This window comes from Micropruina sp., assembly GCF_047606365.1.
Taxonomy (GTDB): Bacteria; Actinomycetota; Actinomycetes; order Propionibacteriales; family Propionibacteriaceae; genus Micropruina.
The window spans coordinates 28,246-42,682 of sequence record NZ_JASGEN010000060.1 but is presented as its reverse complement, the minus strand read 5'-3'; the positions used below and the strand labels follow the sequence as shown (position 1 = coordinate 42,682).

Sequence of the window (14,437 nt, the reverse complement as noted above, 5' to 3'; positions counted from 1 at the left end):
TGTCGCTCCGCGGTGGCGGCGCGGGTCAGTGAGTCGGCACGTCCGGCCAGCGCGCGGGCCCGTTCCTCGATGGTGCGCAACGCCAGCCGGGCCTCCATCTCGGCGCCGCGAGCGGTCCGCTCCGCCTCACTCAACCGGTCCCGCTCGGACGGGTCGGCCTCGGTCACCTCGGTCTGCGCCGAGGCGAGTTCGAGCCGTTGCTCCAGCGCGGCGAGCGCCGCGCGGTTCTGCTCGCGGGTCGCCTGGGCCGCGGTGATGGACGCCTCCAGCCGCTCCGCCTCGGCCCGCGCGGCCCGGGTGGTCTGGCTGAGCGTGGCCAGTTCCTCGGCGAGGGCGGCATGCTCAGCGTCCGACTCGTTCAGCCTGGCCAGCGCGGCCTCGGCCCGCTCGCGCGCTTCGGCCAGCTCGGCCTCCGCCTGGGCGAGTGCGAACCGGGAACGCTCCAGATCGGCCTGGACGGCGGTCAGCCGCGCCTCGGCCTCGTCGACCGCGGCCTGCACCTCGATCAGGGACGGCTTCGCCGACGAGCCGCCGGCGGCGAACCATTGGCTGAGCACATCGCCCTCGGCGGTGACCGCGGTGACGTCCGGCAGGTCGGCGACCAGCGCGCGGGCGGTCGTCAGGTCGTCCACGGCGGCCACCTTGCGCAACAGCCGGACCAGCGCGGGCCGCACCTCGTCGGCGCAGGTGACCGTGTCGATCGCCCAGACCGCGCCGTCCGGGAGCGCCGGCCAGTCCTGCTCGTCGGGTGCGGACGCCCCACCCAGCAGCAGCCCGGCCCGGCCCAGGTCCTCGGCCTTGAGGTGCCCGAAGGCGCCGAGTGCGGCGTCCAGATCGGCGACCGCGACGGCGTCCGCGGCCGAGCCGAGCGCCGCGGAGATCGCCGCCTCGTAGCCCGAGCGCACCCCGATCAGGGTGGCGACCGAGCCGAGCAGCCCGCCCACCGCGTCACCGGCCGCCATCAGCGCGGCCGAGGCGTCCTTGCGTTCCAGGCCGAGCGCGAGCGCGTCGAGCCGGGCGGCCAGAGTGGCCCGTTCGGTTTGCGCCTTGGCCTCGGCTTGGCGGATCTCGGCCAGGCTCGCCTCGAGCTGTTCCACCTGTTCGGCGGCCGACTCGTAGGCGGCGTCCAGGCCGGACTCGCCGTCGCTGACCCCGGCGATCCGGGTTTCCAGCGCGGCGAACGACCGGGTGGCCGACTCGGCCCGGCCCAGCGCGTCGTCGCGCGCCGCACCGAGCCGTTCGATCTCGGCACCGGCCGCTTCGGTCCGGCTGCGCAGCGTGTTCACCTCGCCGGTCAGCCGGGCCAGGCCCTCGCGCCGGTCGGCGATCGCGCGCAATTGCGCCGCATAGCTGCGTTCGGCCTGCTCGTGCGCGGTCTCTGTCTCTTTGAGGGTGGCGCTGGCGTCGGTGAGTGCCTGTCCGGCGTTCGCCACCTCGACCCGCAGCGCCTCCTCGGCCTTGCGGACCTCGGCGGCCTCGCGTTCGATCAGCTCCGGGTCACGGCCCGGACGTTCGCCGTCGCCGGCGGATTCCGCGTTGCGCACCCGCTCGCCGGCGATGGTCACCGTCGAGGCCAGCCGCTCGCGCAGCCCGGCCAGCCCGTACCAGGTCTCCTGCGCTGCGTTCAGCCGTGGCAGTGCTTCCCGGGCCGCCGTCTCGGCCTCGGCTTCGGCCGCCCGGGCCGCTTCCAGGGATGCCTCCAGCGACGCCCGGCGGGCCTTCAGGTCGGCTTCGACCGCCAGGTCGGATTCCAATGCCAGCGTGGCGAGCACGTAGTCGTCGGCGATCAGCCGGGCCTTGGCGTCGCGCAGTTCGGCCTGGATCACCGCCGCCTTGCGGGCCACTTCGGCTTGCCGTCCGAGCGGTTTGAGCTGGCGGCGGATCTCGGCGAGCAGGTCGGTGAGGCGATTCAGGTTGGTGCCGGTCGCCTCGAGTTTGCGCAGCGCCTTCTCCTTGCGCTTGCGGTGCTTCAGGACGCCGGCCGCCTCCTCGATGAAGCCGCGCCGGATCTCAGGGGTGGCCTGCAGGATCGAATCCAGCTGGCCCTGGCCGACGATGACGTGCATCTCGCGTCCGATGCCGGAATCGGAGAGCAACTCCTGCACGTCGAGCAGCCGGGCGTTGTTGCCGTTGATCTTGTAGTCGGAGCCGCCGGTGCGGAACATCGTCCGGCTGATCGTCACCTCGGTGTACTCGATCGGCAGGGCGCCGTCGGTGTTGTCGATGGTGAGGGTCACCTCGGCGCGTCCGAGCGGGGCGCGTCCGGAGGTGCCGGCGAAGATGACGTCTTCCATCTTGCCGCCGCGCAGCGATTTGGCACCCTGCTCGCCCATCACCCAGCTGAGCGCGTCCACCACGTTCGACTTGCCCGAGCCGTTGGGTCCGACGACGCAGGTGATGCCGGGTTCGAAGGCCAGCGTGGTGGTGGACGCGAACGACTTGAATCCGCGCAGGGTCAGCGACTTCAGATGCATGGGTCTTACCGGACGCCGGCGGCCGTCTCGTTCTGGGCGTGACGGCGGCGGACGTGCCGGAACGTCCACAGCTTGTTGACCAGGAAGTTGATCGGCGTGGTGATCACGATGGTGAGCAGTTGCGCCCAGTACTCGCGCGACTGCAGACCGGCGTTCTCGTGGAACCACGGCTCGGGCAGATAGAACGGCGAGGTCGGATTGGTGAAGCCGATCTTGATGAAGATGCCGATCGCGGCGGCGGCACTACCGACGGCCAGGAACGGCATGAACTCCTTCAGCCATGGCGCCTGAGCGCGGTTGCGGAAGGTCCACTGCCGGTTCAGCTGGAAGTTGAACAGGTTCGCCACCAGGAAGCTGACGATCCAGACCAGCGTGGTGTAGCGGAAGTTGAACGGGGTGCCGGGAATTGTGAACAGGATGTTCTGCGCGTTGACCGTGCCGCCGTTGGCCTTGTTCATCACGATGGCAACCAGCATGTTCACCACGACGCCGGCGCCGCCGACCAGCCCGAACTTCACGAACTGGCGACCGACATAGGCGTAGCGGCGGTACCAGGGGCCGGCAGAAGTCACGAGGGGCACCTTATCTCGCGCAACGTCGCTCGCGGCACCGGCGCCACCGGGTCTTCATCTTCTGCCACCCCTTTCTCGGCATCCCGGGGCGGAGGCGCGAGCCGGCCGGAGCCTCGGGTGGCAGCGACGAATGGGAGAAGTCTGCGGGGCTGCGGGGGCCTATGGGGCCGATCCAGATCCGGTCGGGTGAACCCAACAAGACACAGCGCATCGGGCGGATGAAGTCCCACCCGTGGTTGGTACCGGAGGGCGGCGGCGCTTCGTAGCTTCGATGTCGACGCAACACGACGATTCGGAGAGGGCCGATGACGATTCAGGTCGACGGGCTGAGCAAACGCTACGGCCAGAAGTACGCCGTGAAGGACGTGGCCTTCACGGTGACACCGGGAAAGGTGACCGGGTTCCTCGGCCCGAATGGAGCCGGGAAATCGACCACGATGCGCTCCATCGTCGGCCTGGACCGGCCCACCTCGGGCATTGCGCTGATCGATGGTCGCCGCTATGCCGAGCACCGGGCGCCCCTGGGATGCGTCGGCGCACTCCTGGACGCGAAGGCTGCACATCGATCGCGCACAGCGCGCAACTACCTGACTTCGATAGCGGCGACGCACCGGATCCCGCGCTCCCGCGTGGATGAAGTGCTGGCTGCGACCGGCCTCAGCAGCGTGGCTGGGCGCAAGGTCGGCGGGTTCTCCCTCGGTATGGGCCAACGGCTGGGTATCGCGGCGGCACTGCTTGGAGACCCCGGCACGCTGATCCTGGACGAACCCGTGAACGGACTCGACCCCGAGGGCGTCACCTGGGTTCGCAGTTTGCTGCGGCGCCTCGCCGACGAGGGGCGCACCGTGTTCTTGTCCTCACATCTGCTCTCGGAACTTGCGCTGATCGCCGATCACGTCATCATCATCGGACGCGGCAGCATCCTCGCTGATGCTCCTGCGACTGCTCTGACCGAGAGCGGGCCCGAGCGGGTGCGTGTCCGCACCTCGGATGCCTCGACACTTGCCCGGCTGCTGGCAGCGCCCGGGGTGCGGACCACAACCACGACCTCCGACGCTCTGGACGTCGAGGGCGTCACCGCCGAGCAGATCGCCCGCGCCGCGCAGCAGGCCGGGATCCTGCTCACCGAACTCACTCCGCGGCGGCGGACCCTTGAGGACGCGTACACCGCACTCACCCGGGACGCCGTCGAGTACGCCTCGTCCTGACTCAGAAGGAGCATCATGACCACCACCTCCCCCACCCGGCCAGCTGTGGCGTCGGCGGTCGCCCGACCGGTCACACTCGTCAACTCAATCCGGTCGGAGTGGGTCAAGTTCCACGGCCTCACTTCGAACTTCATGCTGACCGGCTTCACGCTGTTGCTGCTGATCGGCAACGGGGCCGCGATGCCCTGGGCCTACGTCTTCCGCGACCGTGGATCGGCCCAGGCCGACTACGACGCCTACCCGGAGATGGTGATCGACAAGACCGGCTACGTCGGCATCCTGCTCGCGATCCTCGGTGCGCTGGTCGTCGCGAACGAATATCGCTCCGGGCAGATCAAGGCGACCATGCTGTCGGTGCCGCGCCGCACCCACGTCCTCGTCGCGAAAGCGACCACTGTCGGCACGGTTTCGTTCCTTGTCGGGCTCATCTCCGCCGCGATCAGCTTGACGATCGCGCCACCGATCCTGGCCACCGCCGGATACGGCTACGAACTGGCCGCTTCCGACGCAGTGCGGCTGATCCTCGGTTCCGGGCTCTATCTCGCCACCCTCGCGGTGATCGGGATCGCGATCGGCGCGCTCGTCCGCAATGTCGTCGCCAGCGTGCTCGGCGTCCTCGGTCTGCTGCTGGTGATGCCGGTCATCCCGCAGATGTTCAGCGATGTCGGCGGGCAGATCACCGCCTACTTCCCGATCCAGGCGGGCTCCCTGCTTCTCGCACCACCCGAACCCCACACGCTGGGGCCGTGGATCGGTTACCTCGTGCTCGCCGGCTGGGCGATCGTGCTGTTCCTGGTCGCAGCGGTGGTCGTGAGCCGCCGCGACACCTGAGCAGGCCGGTTTGCTCGGCGGGAACGAGCACAGCAGTCTGGCGTGGGCCGGGACAATGATGAAAGCAAGGGAGGTGGATGTCGTGACCGCAGCCGCGACCGCCGCGCTTTCCCGTCCAGACCTCGGGGAAACGGGCATCGTCGGCTGGATGCGGCACCACCCGCGCACCATGGGCGGAATCGTGGTGCTGATCTGTGCCGCCGTCCCTTCGATCGCGCTGATGTTCGCCGGCGAACCGATCAACTGGACGGCTTACCCGGTCGTCGCGCTCGCGGCTGTTGCGTTGCTATGGCGACGCCGCTACCCCCTGGGGGTGCTCAGCGTCGTCACGGCCGTCGCCTCCGCCGGCATCCTGCTGAGTCCCGGTTCGGGCTACCAGAGCATGGCCCCGGCATTTGCGCTCTTCGCCGTCGCCCGGCAGTCCACCAGCCGAGCCGTCCTCGGCTACCTGATCGCCGTCATCCTGCCCGCGCTCGCCGGGTTGATCTCCGCTCTCGCCAGCGGCGCACGATTCTCGCCGAGCATCCTCGACCCGCTCTGCCTGACCGCACTCGCCGCGGGTTTCGCGGTTCGCGCCCGGATCGAACGCCGCGCGGCCCTGGCCGATCACATTCAGCAGCGCGCAGAGCAGGCGGTCCTGGCCGAGCGAGCCCGGATCACCGCGGACATGCACGACATCGTCGCGCACTCCCTCACCGTCATGGTCGCCCTCTCCGGCGGGGCCCAGTCGGCCTGGGAGAAGCAGCCCGAACGCGCCCGCGACGCCCTTGCCAAGCTGAACGAGGTGGGCGTCTCCGCACTGGACGAGATGCAGCGCATTCTCCGCATCCTTCGCTCCGACGACCCCGAACTCGACGGGGTCCTGGGCGTGTCCCGGACAAATGCTCCCGACCTCGATGAGTTGGCTCAGACGTTCCGCTCGGCCGGGCTTCCCGTCACCATTGCGCGCTACGGATCGACCGAGATCACCGACCCGGTCGCAGCCACCGCCGTGCATCGGATCGTCCAGGAAGCCCTCACCAACGGGCTGCGTCACGCCCAGGGCGCCACCCAGGTCGTCGTCCGCATCGACGCCGGCCCGGACGCGATCGAGGTGGCCGTCAGTGACGACGGACACGCCTCCCCTCGTCCGTTTGTCGGCACGGGAATCGGTCTCGCCAGCATCCGCGAGCAAGCCGCAGCGTTCGGCGGTCGCAGCACCGCCGGACCTATCGAGGGAGGAGGCTGGCGCACCGATGCCCACCTCCCTATCGGCCGGGGGCAAGAATCGTGACCGATACCGCCCCGATCCGCGTCCTGATCGTCGATGACCAGCCCTTGCAGCGCACCGGACACGCGTTGATCCTCGGCTCTGCCGACGACATCGAGGTCATCGACGAGGCGGACAACGGTGAACAGGCGATCTCGCTGGTCCGCGTCCACCACCCCGATGTGGTCCTCATGGACGTCCGGATGCCCGGCATCGGCGGTATCGAAGCCACTCGTGCCATCACTCGCGACGCACCCGGAACCAGGGTCGTTGTGCTGACCACCTTCGACCTCGATGAGTACGCGTTCGGCAGCCTTCGCGCCGGAGCCAGCGCCTTCCTGCTCAAGACCACCAAACCCGACGCCCTCATCGACGCCGTCCGCACCGTCCACTCCGGCACCGCCGTCGTGGACCCCCGCCTCACCCAGCAGCTGATCGAACACTTCCTCGACTCCGACGAGTCCGCCTCGGGCGATGCCTCCCCGGAACTTGCCAGCCTCACCCGACGCGAGCGCGACATCTTCGATGCCATCGCCCACGGGTTCAACAACACCGAGATCAGCCAGCAGTTGTGCCTCGCACCCAGCACGATGAAGTCCTACATCAACACCATCTACGCCAAACTCGGGCTCCGCGACCGGGTCCACGCCGTGCTGCTCGCGCACAGCCTGGGTAAACGACCCCGCCGGTAGATACGACACCCGGCTCCGCTCAGAAGCTCTGGATCGCCGAAGCCGGTCTCGGCGGGAGGTCATCGCACACACTCGCCAGCCCTACTCGTGGGCGTGCTGGCCCTCCGCGGTCAGGATGGTCAGGATCTCGACGGGATCGGGGCCGTGGGTGCCGATGGCGTGGGGCACCATCGTGGAGAACTCGGCCGCATTGCCCTGCTCGACGACGATGACCCGTTCACCCAGGCGTAGAGCCGCGGTGCCGCGGAGGACGGTGAACCAGTCGCGCCCGGGGTGCACGCCGGCCTCTTCGAGCGGGGGCGGCGGTGTGGTGATCAGCATCTTCGCGACGGTGAGCCCACCGGGAGTGCGGGAGCTCGCCAGAGTCCAGGTGGTCATCCCGCGCCGCTCGTCCCGGTACGGCCGAATGACGACGTCCTCATCCTCGGGCGACTCGGTGAGCTGGTCGATCGTCGTGTCGAGAGCCCTGGCGATCGGCACGAGTTGATCGAGGGCGATGCGTCGGGCGCCAGTCTCTATACGGCTGAGGTTCGACGGGCTCAGATGGGCGCGCTCCGCCAGGGTGTCCAGGGACCACCCGCGCGCCAGACGCAGCGCGCGAATCCGCTGGCGGACGAGGCGATCCACATCCAGTTCTTGCTTCATAGGCAAGAGTGTATGCGTTGTGCGCATGGCGCTTCTACGCTGGATCCATGCCCGCACTCAACCGCCAGTCACCACACGCCCTTCAGCATTCGCACGGCGGGTCGACGCAACTCGGCAGGCTTCTCGATCTGGACGCACGCGTTCACGCGAGTCTGCTCGACGACGCATTGGACGCGGTCTCCGGCCACCTCGGCCACGATCCCGTTCGTCGCGTTCTGGACGTGGGCGCCGGGACGGGTGCCGCGACCTTCCGGTGGTCGGCCCGCTACCCGAAGGCAGAGATCGTCGCTCTCGACGCTAACCCTGCGATGACACAACAGATCGCCGCACGGGCCGGCCACGAACGCATCCGGACGATCACTCGCCCGGTCACGGCGATGGACCTCGAAGCGGGGTGCATCGACCTGGCATGGGCCTCGTCGGTGTTCCACGAATTCGACGACCCGGCGGCGGCGTTCGCTGCGCTGGCACAGGTGATCCGCCCCGGCGGGGTGCTGGCAGTCATGGAGATGGACGGCCCGCCGCGCGTGCTACCCGACGACTACGACGAGCTGGAAACGCGGCTGCGGATTCTCACCCGCGCGGACGCATCCGGACCGGAGTGGACGGCCCTCCTTGAAGCTACGGGCTTCGAGCTACTGGAGAAAAGGACGCTGGTGAGCGACCAGAACCTTCCCGCGGACGGCGTCGGCGGCGACTACGCGCGAGCCGAGTTGCACCGACTCGCGCTGCACGCGGCCGACGGTTTGGCCGCCGAGCAGGAGGCCTCGCTCTCGCGGATCCTGCAGCCCGGGCCCGACGCACCGGCCCTGCCCAGCGTCCATATTCGGGGCACACGAAGCCTCTGGATCGCCCGTCGCCCCTGAGCCCCCACCTCCCGTTCCGGCGACGTCGCTCGCCACGTCCACTCCCTCTTGTGAAGGAAGGGCTTCGCCATGCCAGAAATCACCCCTGCCACCGTCTCGCCCGCCCGGCGGTGGTGGCTGCTCGCCGTCCTCGCTCTTGCCCAGTTGATGATCGCCCTCGACACGACCATCGTGACGATCGCACTGCCCTCCGCCCAGGCTGAACTCGACTTCCCCGACAGCCTCCGTCAATGGATCATCACCGGTTACGCGCTCACCTTCGGCAGCCTGTTGCTGCTGAGTGGACGGCTCGGCGACCGTTGGGGCAGAAAGAGGACTCTCATCGCCGGTCTCGCCGGCTTCGCCGTCGCTTCCGCGATCGGCGGCGCGGCTCCCTCCGTCGCGCTGCTCATCGCGGCCCGCATCGCCCAGGGCGCGTTCGCGGCGCTGCTCGCTCCCTCCGCTCTTGCGCTGGTCTCGGTCCTGTTCAGCGACAGCAAGGAGCGCGGCAGGGCGTTCGGGATCTTCGGCGCCGTCTCCATGGTCGGCACCACGATCGGGCTGCTGCTCGGCGGAGCCTTGACCGAGGCGTTGTCGTGGCGCTGGACCATGTACATCAACACCGTCATCGCGATCCCGGCGGTCCTCGGAGCGCTTCTGCTGCTCCCCCGCGTCGCCGAGCGTGTGCGCCAGCGCCTCGACATCCCCGGCGCGGTCACCGTGACGGCAGGGTTCTTCGCGCTGGTGCTCGGCACTTCGCAGGTCGAGACCTCCGGTGGGACGGCACCGGAGACCCTCGGCTACCTGGTCGCCGCGTTCGTGCTGCTGACCGCCTTCATGGTCATCCAGACTCGCACCCGCGCACCTCTCCTGCCGCTGCGCGTCATCCTGGACCGCAGGCGAGGCAGCGCGCTCATCGCGCTCCTGCTGTCCTCGGCCGGCCTCTTCACCGTCTTCCTGTTCCTGCCCTACTACCTGCAGATCACACTGGGCTTCCCTCAGCTGCTCACCGGAGTCGCATTCCTTCCCGTCCCGGTCGCGCTGGTGACCTCGGCCGTGTTCATCGGACCCTCGCTGACCCGTCGGTTCACCGCACGCCCGATCGTCCCGCTCGGCCTCGCCATTGGTGGGGCCGGCGCGTTCCTGCTCGTTCGCCTGGGAACCTCTGCCGCCTACCTCACCGACCTGCTGCCCAGCCTGGTGCTCATCGGAGCGGGCATCGGGTTGGTCGTCTCGATCGCCACCGGTTCTGCGACCGCGGGAGTCGATCCCGCCGATGCCGGAGCGGCAGCCGCCAGCGTCAACGCCGCCCAGCAGATCGGAGGCTCCGTCGGTGTGGCAGTTCTCAGCACCATCGCAGGCTCCACGTCCGCCACGTTCCTGGCCGACCACCCCGGCCAGGAGGCCGCCGCCGCCGTTCACGGCTACGCCACCGCTTACGCCGGTGTCAGCCTGCTCTTCCTGGCCGGCGCCCTACTCGCCCTGTTGATCCACCCGAAGAACGAGAAGCGGGCCACGACGTCAAGGCTCAGCCCGGTCGTATCGAGACCTTCGTGAGCTGATGAACCAGGTGGACGAGTCAGCGTTTCCGCTGGCATCGCGGGCAGAAATGCGACGAACGGTTCATGAACGGAGCCCGCTTGATGAGGGTGCCGCACCGCCGGCAGGGCTGGCCGGCTCGTCCGTACACCGCGAGCTCGCGGTCAAAATAACCCGATGATCCGTTGACGTTCACATACAGCGAGTCGAACGAGGTGCCACCCTGGTCGAGCGCCTCGGCCATCACGTCGTGGACGTGGCCCAGCAGCTCACGAGCCTTCGGCCGGGTCAGGCTGTCGGCCGGCCGGTCGTAGTGCAACCGCGCCCGCCACAGCGCCTCGTCGGCGTAGATGTTGCCGATGCCCGAGACCACGGTCTGGTCGAGCAGCACCCGCTTGATCGCGCTGCGTTTGGCTCTGATCCGAGCCACCGCGGCGGCGGGATCGAACTGCGGGTCGAACGGGTCGCGTCCGATGTGGCTGAGTTCGACGGGCAAGTCGGCACCGTGAGGGCTGAGTGAGAGGCCACCGAACATCCGCTGGTCGACGAACCTGAGCTGACTGGGAGATCCCGGCGTGCGCCGGGATGACGAGGGAGGCTCAGATGACGGGGAAAGCTCATGGGCATCCGACGACGCCTCTGCCGTCCGCGCCCGATCGTCATCCCGGCGGACGCCGGGATCTCCTCGCTCCGCACCTTCGGTCTCCGACGGGTCGGCTGACGGGCCTAGATCGAACAGCACCCGGGTGTTGGGCAGCAGCGGGGCGTCCGGCTCGTCGAACCGGAACTGTCCACTCATGCCGAGGTGCGCCAGCAGCGCGTCGCCGTCGGCGAACGGCAGCCACAGGTACTTGCCGCGGCGCCGGGGTTCGGCGAAGGTCCGTCCGGCCAGGGTGGCGGCGAAGTCGTCCGGGCCGCCGGGGTGCCGACGGACCGGACGTGGGTGCAGCACGGTCACCGCCTCGATGCGTCGTCCGGTGACGATGCCTGCCAGGCCGGCTCGGACGGTTTCGACTTCGGGCAACTCGGGCACCCGGCGATTCTGCCACCCGCCCGGGAACTACTCGACGGTCACCGCCGCCAGGTCAGGCTCGGACGCCGTCCGCTTCGACGGGCTGGCGAACGGGATGCGGGTGAGCACGATCGCCGCAGCGACCATCATCACCAGGCCGATCCAGTACGGCGTCGAGTGCGCGAGGCTCGCATAGAGCACGCCGGCCAGCACGGGAGCGATGACATTGACGCCGGTGGTCAGCGACTGCATCACGCCGGCGATCCAGCCCTGCTCGTCGTCGCCGGCCTGGACGGAGATGATGCCGTCCATCGCCGCCGTCGCCGGCCCCTGCCCGGCACCCAGCGCCAGCGTGCCGACGATCAGCAGCCAGGGTTGGGCGAAGAGCCACCCGACCAGGGCGAGCGCGAACAGGCCGACGGCCTGGGTGATCACGCCGGCGATGATGACACCGCGCTCGCCGATCTGGGGCAGCAGCAACTGCATCAGTCCGCCCTGGATCGCGATGTCCAGGACGCCGATGACCGCGGTGAGCAGACCGATCTGCGTCGCGCTCCACTGCACCTGGTCGATGGCCAGCACGCTGAAGTTGTTCGCGAACATCGAGAACGGCACGCCAATCAGGACCAGCGCGATCAGCAGGCCACGCAGATTGGTTCGCGCGAAGGCGTCGCGGAACACCTTGACCGGGTGCAGCTCTTCGAGTTGCAGGGTGGCTGTCCGGTTCTCCGGTTTGAGGCTCTCGGGCAGGAAGAAGAAGCTCAGCACGGCGACGAGCAGCGCGATTCCGGCGGTGACGAAGACCGGCAGGTCGATGTCGACCGCGGCCAGCAGGCCACCGAGCGCGGGGCCGACCATGAAGCCGATGCCCGACAAGGCGCCGAGCAGCCCGAACCGCTTGGCGCGCTGCTCGGCCGGGGTGATGTCGGCCGCGTAGGCGAACAGGGCGGGCATGTCGCCGGCGGTGACGCCCTGGATGATCCGGCCGGCGAGCAGCACCCAGATGGAGCCGCCGATACCGAAGGTGGCGAAACCGATCGCCGCCCCGAACGCGGCCAGCACGATGACCGGACGGCGTCCGTACCGGTCGGAGAGGCCGCCGAACAGCGGGGCGACGAGGAACGCGCACAGCGCGTTGACGGTTTCGAGGATGCCGACCCAGACCGCGAGGTGGGACTGGTCGGACACATAGCGGCCGACGACGAAGGGCAGCACCGGCAGCACGACGGTCATGCCGATGACGTTGAGCATGGTGATCGCGATGAGCATCACCCAGGCGCGGCGCGATCCCGCCGCCTGAGGGGTCCGATTGACTGAAGTCACACCGTAACTGTACCGATACCAGTTTCGAAGTCAACCCAGTTATGTAGTTGTACCGCTATGGTGAAGGGGTGAGCACGATCCCAACGCCCCGCGGCCGGCGTGAACGGAAGAAGGCCGCCACTCGCAAGGCGATCTCGAACGCGGCCACCCTGCTCTTCTTCGAGCGTGGCTTCGACAATGTGAGCATCCGCGAGGTCGCCGAAAAGGCCGACGTGTCCCCGACGACGGTCTTCGCGCACTTCCCGCAGAAGGAGGCGCTGGTCTTCGACGAGGACGACGAGCAGCGCGAGCTCCTGGTGGCGGTGGTGCGCGACCGGCCGGCGGGAACGTCGATCTCGGCCGCCCTGCTCGACTACTACCGCGCCGAACTACTGCCGCCCTTCGACCACGACGGCGCACTGCGCCGGGAGTTCATGGACTTCATCGACCGGACGCCGGCGCTCAGCGACTACGCCGCCCGGATGTGGCTGCGGCATGAGGACTCCTTGGCCGCGGTCATCGCGGCCGAGCACGGCCAGGCCGAGCCCAGTGACGAGGTGCGGGCCTACGCCCGCTTCGTGCTGCAGATCCAGCTGCTGGTCAGCGGCAGCGAGAACCCGATCCCCATGCTGGAGGCTGGATTCCGGATCCTCGATCAGGGTTGGGAGCGCTACGAGGCCGAGCTGCACGGCTGATTCGAGTCAGTCGCGATCCGCCGCGTTGATCGCCCAGTTGAAGCGGGCGGCGTTGGAGCCGCGTCCGATCGTGACGCGCATCCACAGCGGCATCAGCAGTTCCTGTGCGGCCGCCGTCTCGATACCGCCGAGGTCGATCAACTGCACCGGGCGCCAGCCCATCGCTTGGAGCAGCTCCCGCACCTGATCCTTGGCTGCGACGTCGTCGCCGCTGAGGAACGCCACGTGGTCGCCGGGGACCAGCGACGGGTCGGCCATCACCGCGCAGTTCATCGTGCACAGCGATTTGACGATGCGGGCGCCGGGAAACGCGCGCTGCAGTCGCTGCCCGACCGAGTCGTCGGCGCTGACCACCGGCGTCGGAAACCCGCCGGGGTCGGGAGCCAGGGCATTGGCCAGGTCGAGGACGGTGAGCCCCGTCAGCGTCGCCTCATCAATGGCGGCCAGGGCGTCCACCGAATGCAGCCCGTTGGTGGCGTTGATCAGCAGATCGGCGGACGCGGCGGCGTCCGCGAACGATCCGGTGTCCACACCCAGCCGGGCCGCCGCGGCCAGGCTGTCGGAGGCCGCACTCCTGGCACCGACCGTCACCGCGAAGCCGAGGCTCGCGAGCCGCTCCGCCAGGGTGAGCCCCACCTGGCCGGTACCGAGAATCCCGATCCTGTCCATCGTCGCTCCCTCGATCGCCTGCTCCCATGCAGGCTACGCCGGTGGGGCGACGGGCGGCATCCGGACGGATCGTTCTCAGCCCTCAGAAACGTCGCCGCCGTACTCGGTCAAATACTTCGGCGGCACATCATCGACCAGCCACACCCCGTTGGCGGATCGGAAGAACTGGTGACCATCACGGAACATAGCACCAGCGTCGACGAGGAGTACCGCAGACGGCCCGCGGCGGCTTCCCACGGTGGACGCCGTGCTCACCTCGGCGGAGAGGTGGACGTGATGTCGTCCCATCGGGCGCAGGCCCTCTGCCCTGATGCGCTCCAGGAAGCGGACCGCCGTCCCGTGGTACAGGACATCCGGTGGACGAACGGCGGCCAAGCCCAGATCGACACTCACGCTATGTCCCTGCCGCGCCCTGATCCGATGCCGACCGGGGTCGAACTCGTAGCGGCCCTTGGCGTCGTCAGCGACGATCTGCTCGAGGACGGCCCGATCCAGCGGCCGTCCGGGTGCTCCCAGGCCGTTCAGCACCGTCTCCACCGCGATCCAGCCCGCGCGATCCAACTCGGCACCGATGCTGCCGGGATGGTGACGCAGTACATAAGACAGCCGCTTCGAGATCTGCGTAAGATCTGCCCGCTTCGCTCGGTCGGCACCCGCATCTGTCACGACGTCCGCTCCTACCCCAACATGCGATGGCGTCGACA

14 protein-coding genes are annotated in these 14,437 nt (G+C 68.9%); 7 read left to right on the top strand and 7 right to left on the bottom strand.

The window, feature by feature from the left end; all coding sequences use genetic code 11:
• Both smc and QM624_RS07510 read right to left on the bottom strand, forming a co-directional pair.
• Positions 1-2,474: chromosome segregation protein SMC (gene smc, locus QM624_RS07515; protein ID WP_415090367.1), on the bottom strand; the 2,474-nt coding region annotated here is incomplete at its 3' end.
• 5 nt (positions 2,475-2,479) lie between these two features.
• Positions 2,480-2,950, bottom strand: coding sequence for a GtrA family protein (locus QM624_RS07510; RefSeq protein ID WP_415090371.1), 471 nt, complete (start codon positions 2,948-2,950; stop codon positions 2,480-2,482).
• A gap of 401 nt (positions 2,951-3,351) precedes the next feature.
• On the opposite strand from QM624_RS07510, the gene QM624_RS07505 reads away from it, so the two are divergent.
• From QM624_RS07505 to QM624_RS07490, 4 genes are all read left to right on the top strand, one after another.
• Positions 3,352-4,254, top strand: a complete 903-nt coding sequence (locus QM624_RS07505) for an ATP-binding cassette domain-containing protein (protein ID WP_415090365.1) — start codon at positions 3,352-3,354, stop codon at positions 4,252-4,254.
• Between the two features lie 15 nt (positions 4,255-4,269).
• Positions 4,270-5,085, top strand: coding sequence for an ABC transporter permease subunit (locus tag QM624_RS07500; RefSeq protein ID WP_415090362.1), 816 nt, complete (start codon positions 4,270-4,272; stop codon positions 5,083-5,085).
• Between the two features lie 82 nt (positions 5,086-5,167).
• Positions 5,168-6,358 (top strand): sensor histidine kinase, encoded by a 1,191-nt coding sequence (locus QM624_RS07495; protein WP_415090360.1) that lies wholly within the window; start codon positions 5,168-5,170, stop codon positions 6,356-6,358.
• Positions 6,355-7,026, top strand: coding sequence for a response regulator transcription factor (locus tag QM624_RS07490; RefSeq protein ID WP_415090358.1), 672 nt, complete (start codon positions 6,355-6,357; stop codon positions 7,024-7,026). Before QM624_RS07495 ends, QM624_RS07490 begins: the two co-directional genes overlap by 4 nt.
• Before the next feature lie 81 nt (positions 7,027-7,107).
• Here QM624_RS07490 and QM624_RS07485 read toward each other — a convergent pair whose 3' ends face one another.
• Positions 7,108-7,671 (bottom strand): helix-turn-helix domain-containing protein, encoded by a 564-nt coding sequence (locus QM624_RS07485; RefSeq protein ID WP_415090356.1) that lies wholly within the window; start codon positions 7,669-7,671, stop codon positions 7,108-7,110.
• A 47-nt stretch (positions 7,672-7,718) separates the two neighbouring features.
• On the opposite strand from QM624_RS07485, the gene QM624_RS07480 reads away from it, so the two are divergent.
• Both QM624_RS07480 and QM624_RS07475 read left to right on the top strand, forming a co-directional pair.
• Positions 7,719-8,537: a class I SAM-dependent methyltransferase gene (locus tag QM624_RS07480; protein WP_415090354.1), complete on the top strand. Its 819-nt coding sequence runs from the start codon at positions 7,719-7,721 to the stop codon at positions 8,535-8,537.
• Between the two features lie 69 nt (positions 8,538-8,606).
• Positions 8,607-10,073, top strand: coding sequence for an MFS transporter (locus tag QM624_RS07475; RefSeq protein ID WP_415090352.1), 1,467 nt, complete (start codon positions 8,607-8,609; stop codon positions 10,071-10,073).
• A 22-nt stretch (positions 10,074-10,095) separates the two neighbouring features.
• On the opposite strand, the gene mutM is transcribed toward QM624_RS07475, so the two are convergent.
• A complete protein-coding gene (gene mutM / locus QM624_RS07470; RefSeq protein ID WP_415090350.1) occupies positions 10,096-11,088 on the bottom strand; it encodes a bifunctional DNA-formamidopyrimidine glycosylase/DNA-(apurinic or apyrimidinic site) lyase in 993 nt (330 codons plus the stop codon).
• A 27-nt stretch (positions 11,089-11,115) separates the two neighbouring features.
• Entirely contained in the window at positions 11,116-12,390 is a 1,275-nt protein-coding gene (locus QM624_RS07465) for an MFS transporter (protein ID WP_415090348.1), read from the bottom strand.
• A gap of 68 nt (positions 12,391-12,458) precedes the next feature.
• Between QM624_RS07465 and QM624_RS07460 the strand changes: the two genes are divergently transcribed.
• Positions 12,459-13,064 carry a TetR/AcrR family transcriptional regulator gene (locus tag QM624_RS07460; protein ID WP_415090346.1) on the top strand — a complete coding sequence of 202 codons (606 nt, stop codon included), beginning with the start codon at positions 12,459-12,461 and terminating at the stop codon, positions 13,062-13,064.
• Between the two features lie 6 nt (positions 13,065-13,070).
• On the opposite strand, the gene QM624_RS07455 is transcribed toward QM624_RS07460, so the two are convergent.
• Both QM624_RS07455 and QM624_RS07450 read right to left on the bottom strand, forming a co-directional pair.
• Positions 13,071-13,733: an NADPH-dependent F420 reductase gene (locus QM624_RS07455; RefSeq protein WP_415090344.1), complete on the bottom strand. Its 663-nt coding sequence runs from the start codon at positions 13,731-13,733 to the stop codon at positions 13,071-13,073.
• A 75-nt stretch (positions 13,734-13,808) separates the two neighbouring features.
• Positions 13,809-14,399, bottom strand: coding sequence for an RNA 2'-phosphotransferase (locus QM624_RS07450; protein ID WP_415090342.1), 591 nt, complete (start codon positions 14,397-14,399; stop codon positions 13,809-13,811).
• Positions 14,400-14,437 lie beyond the last annotated feature (38 nt).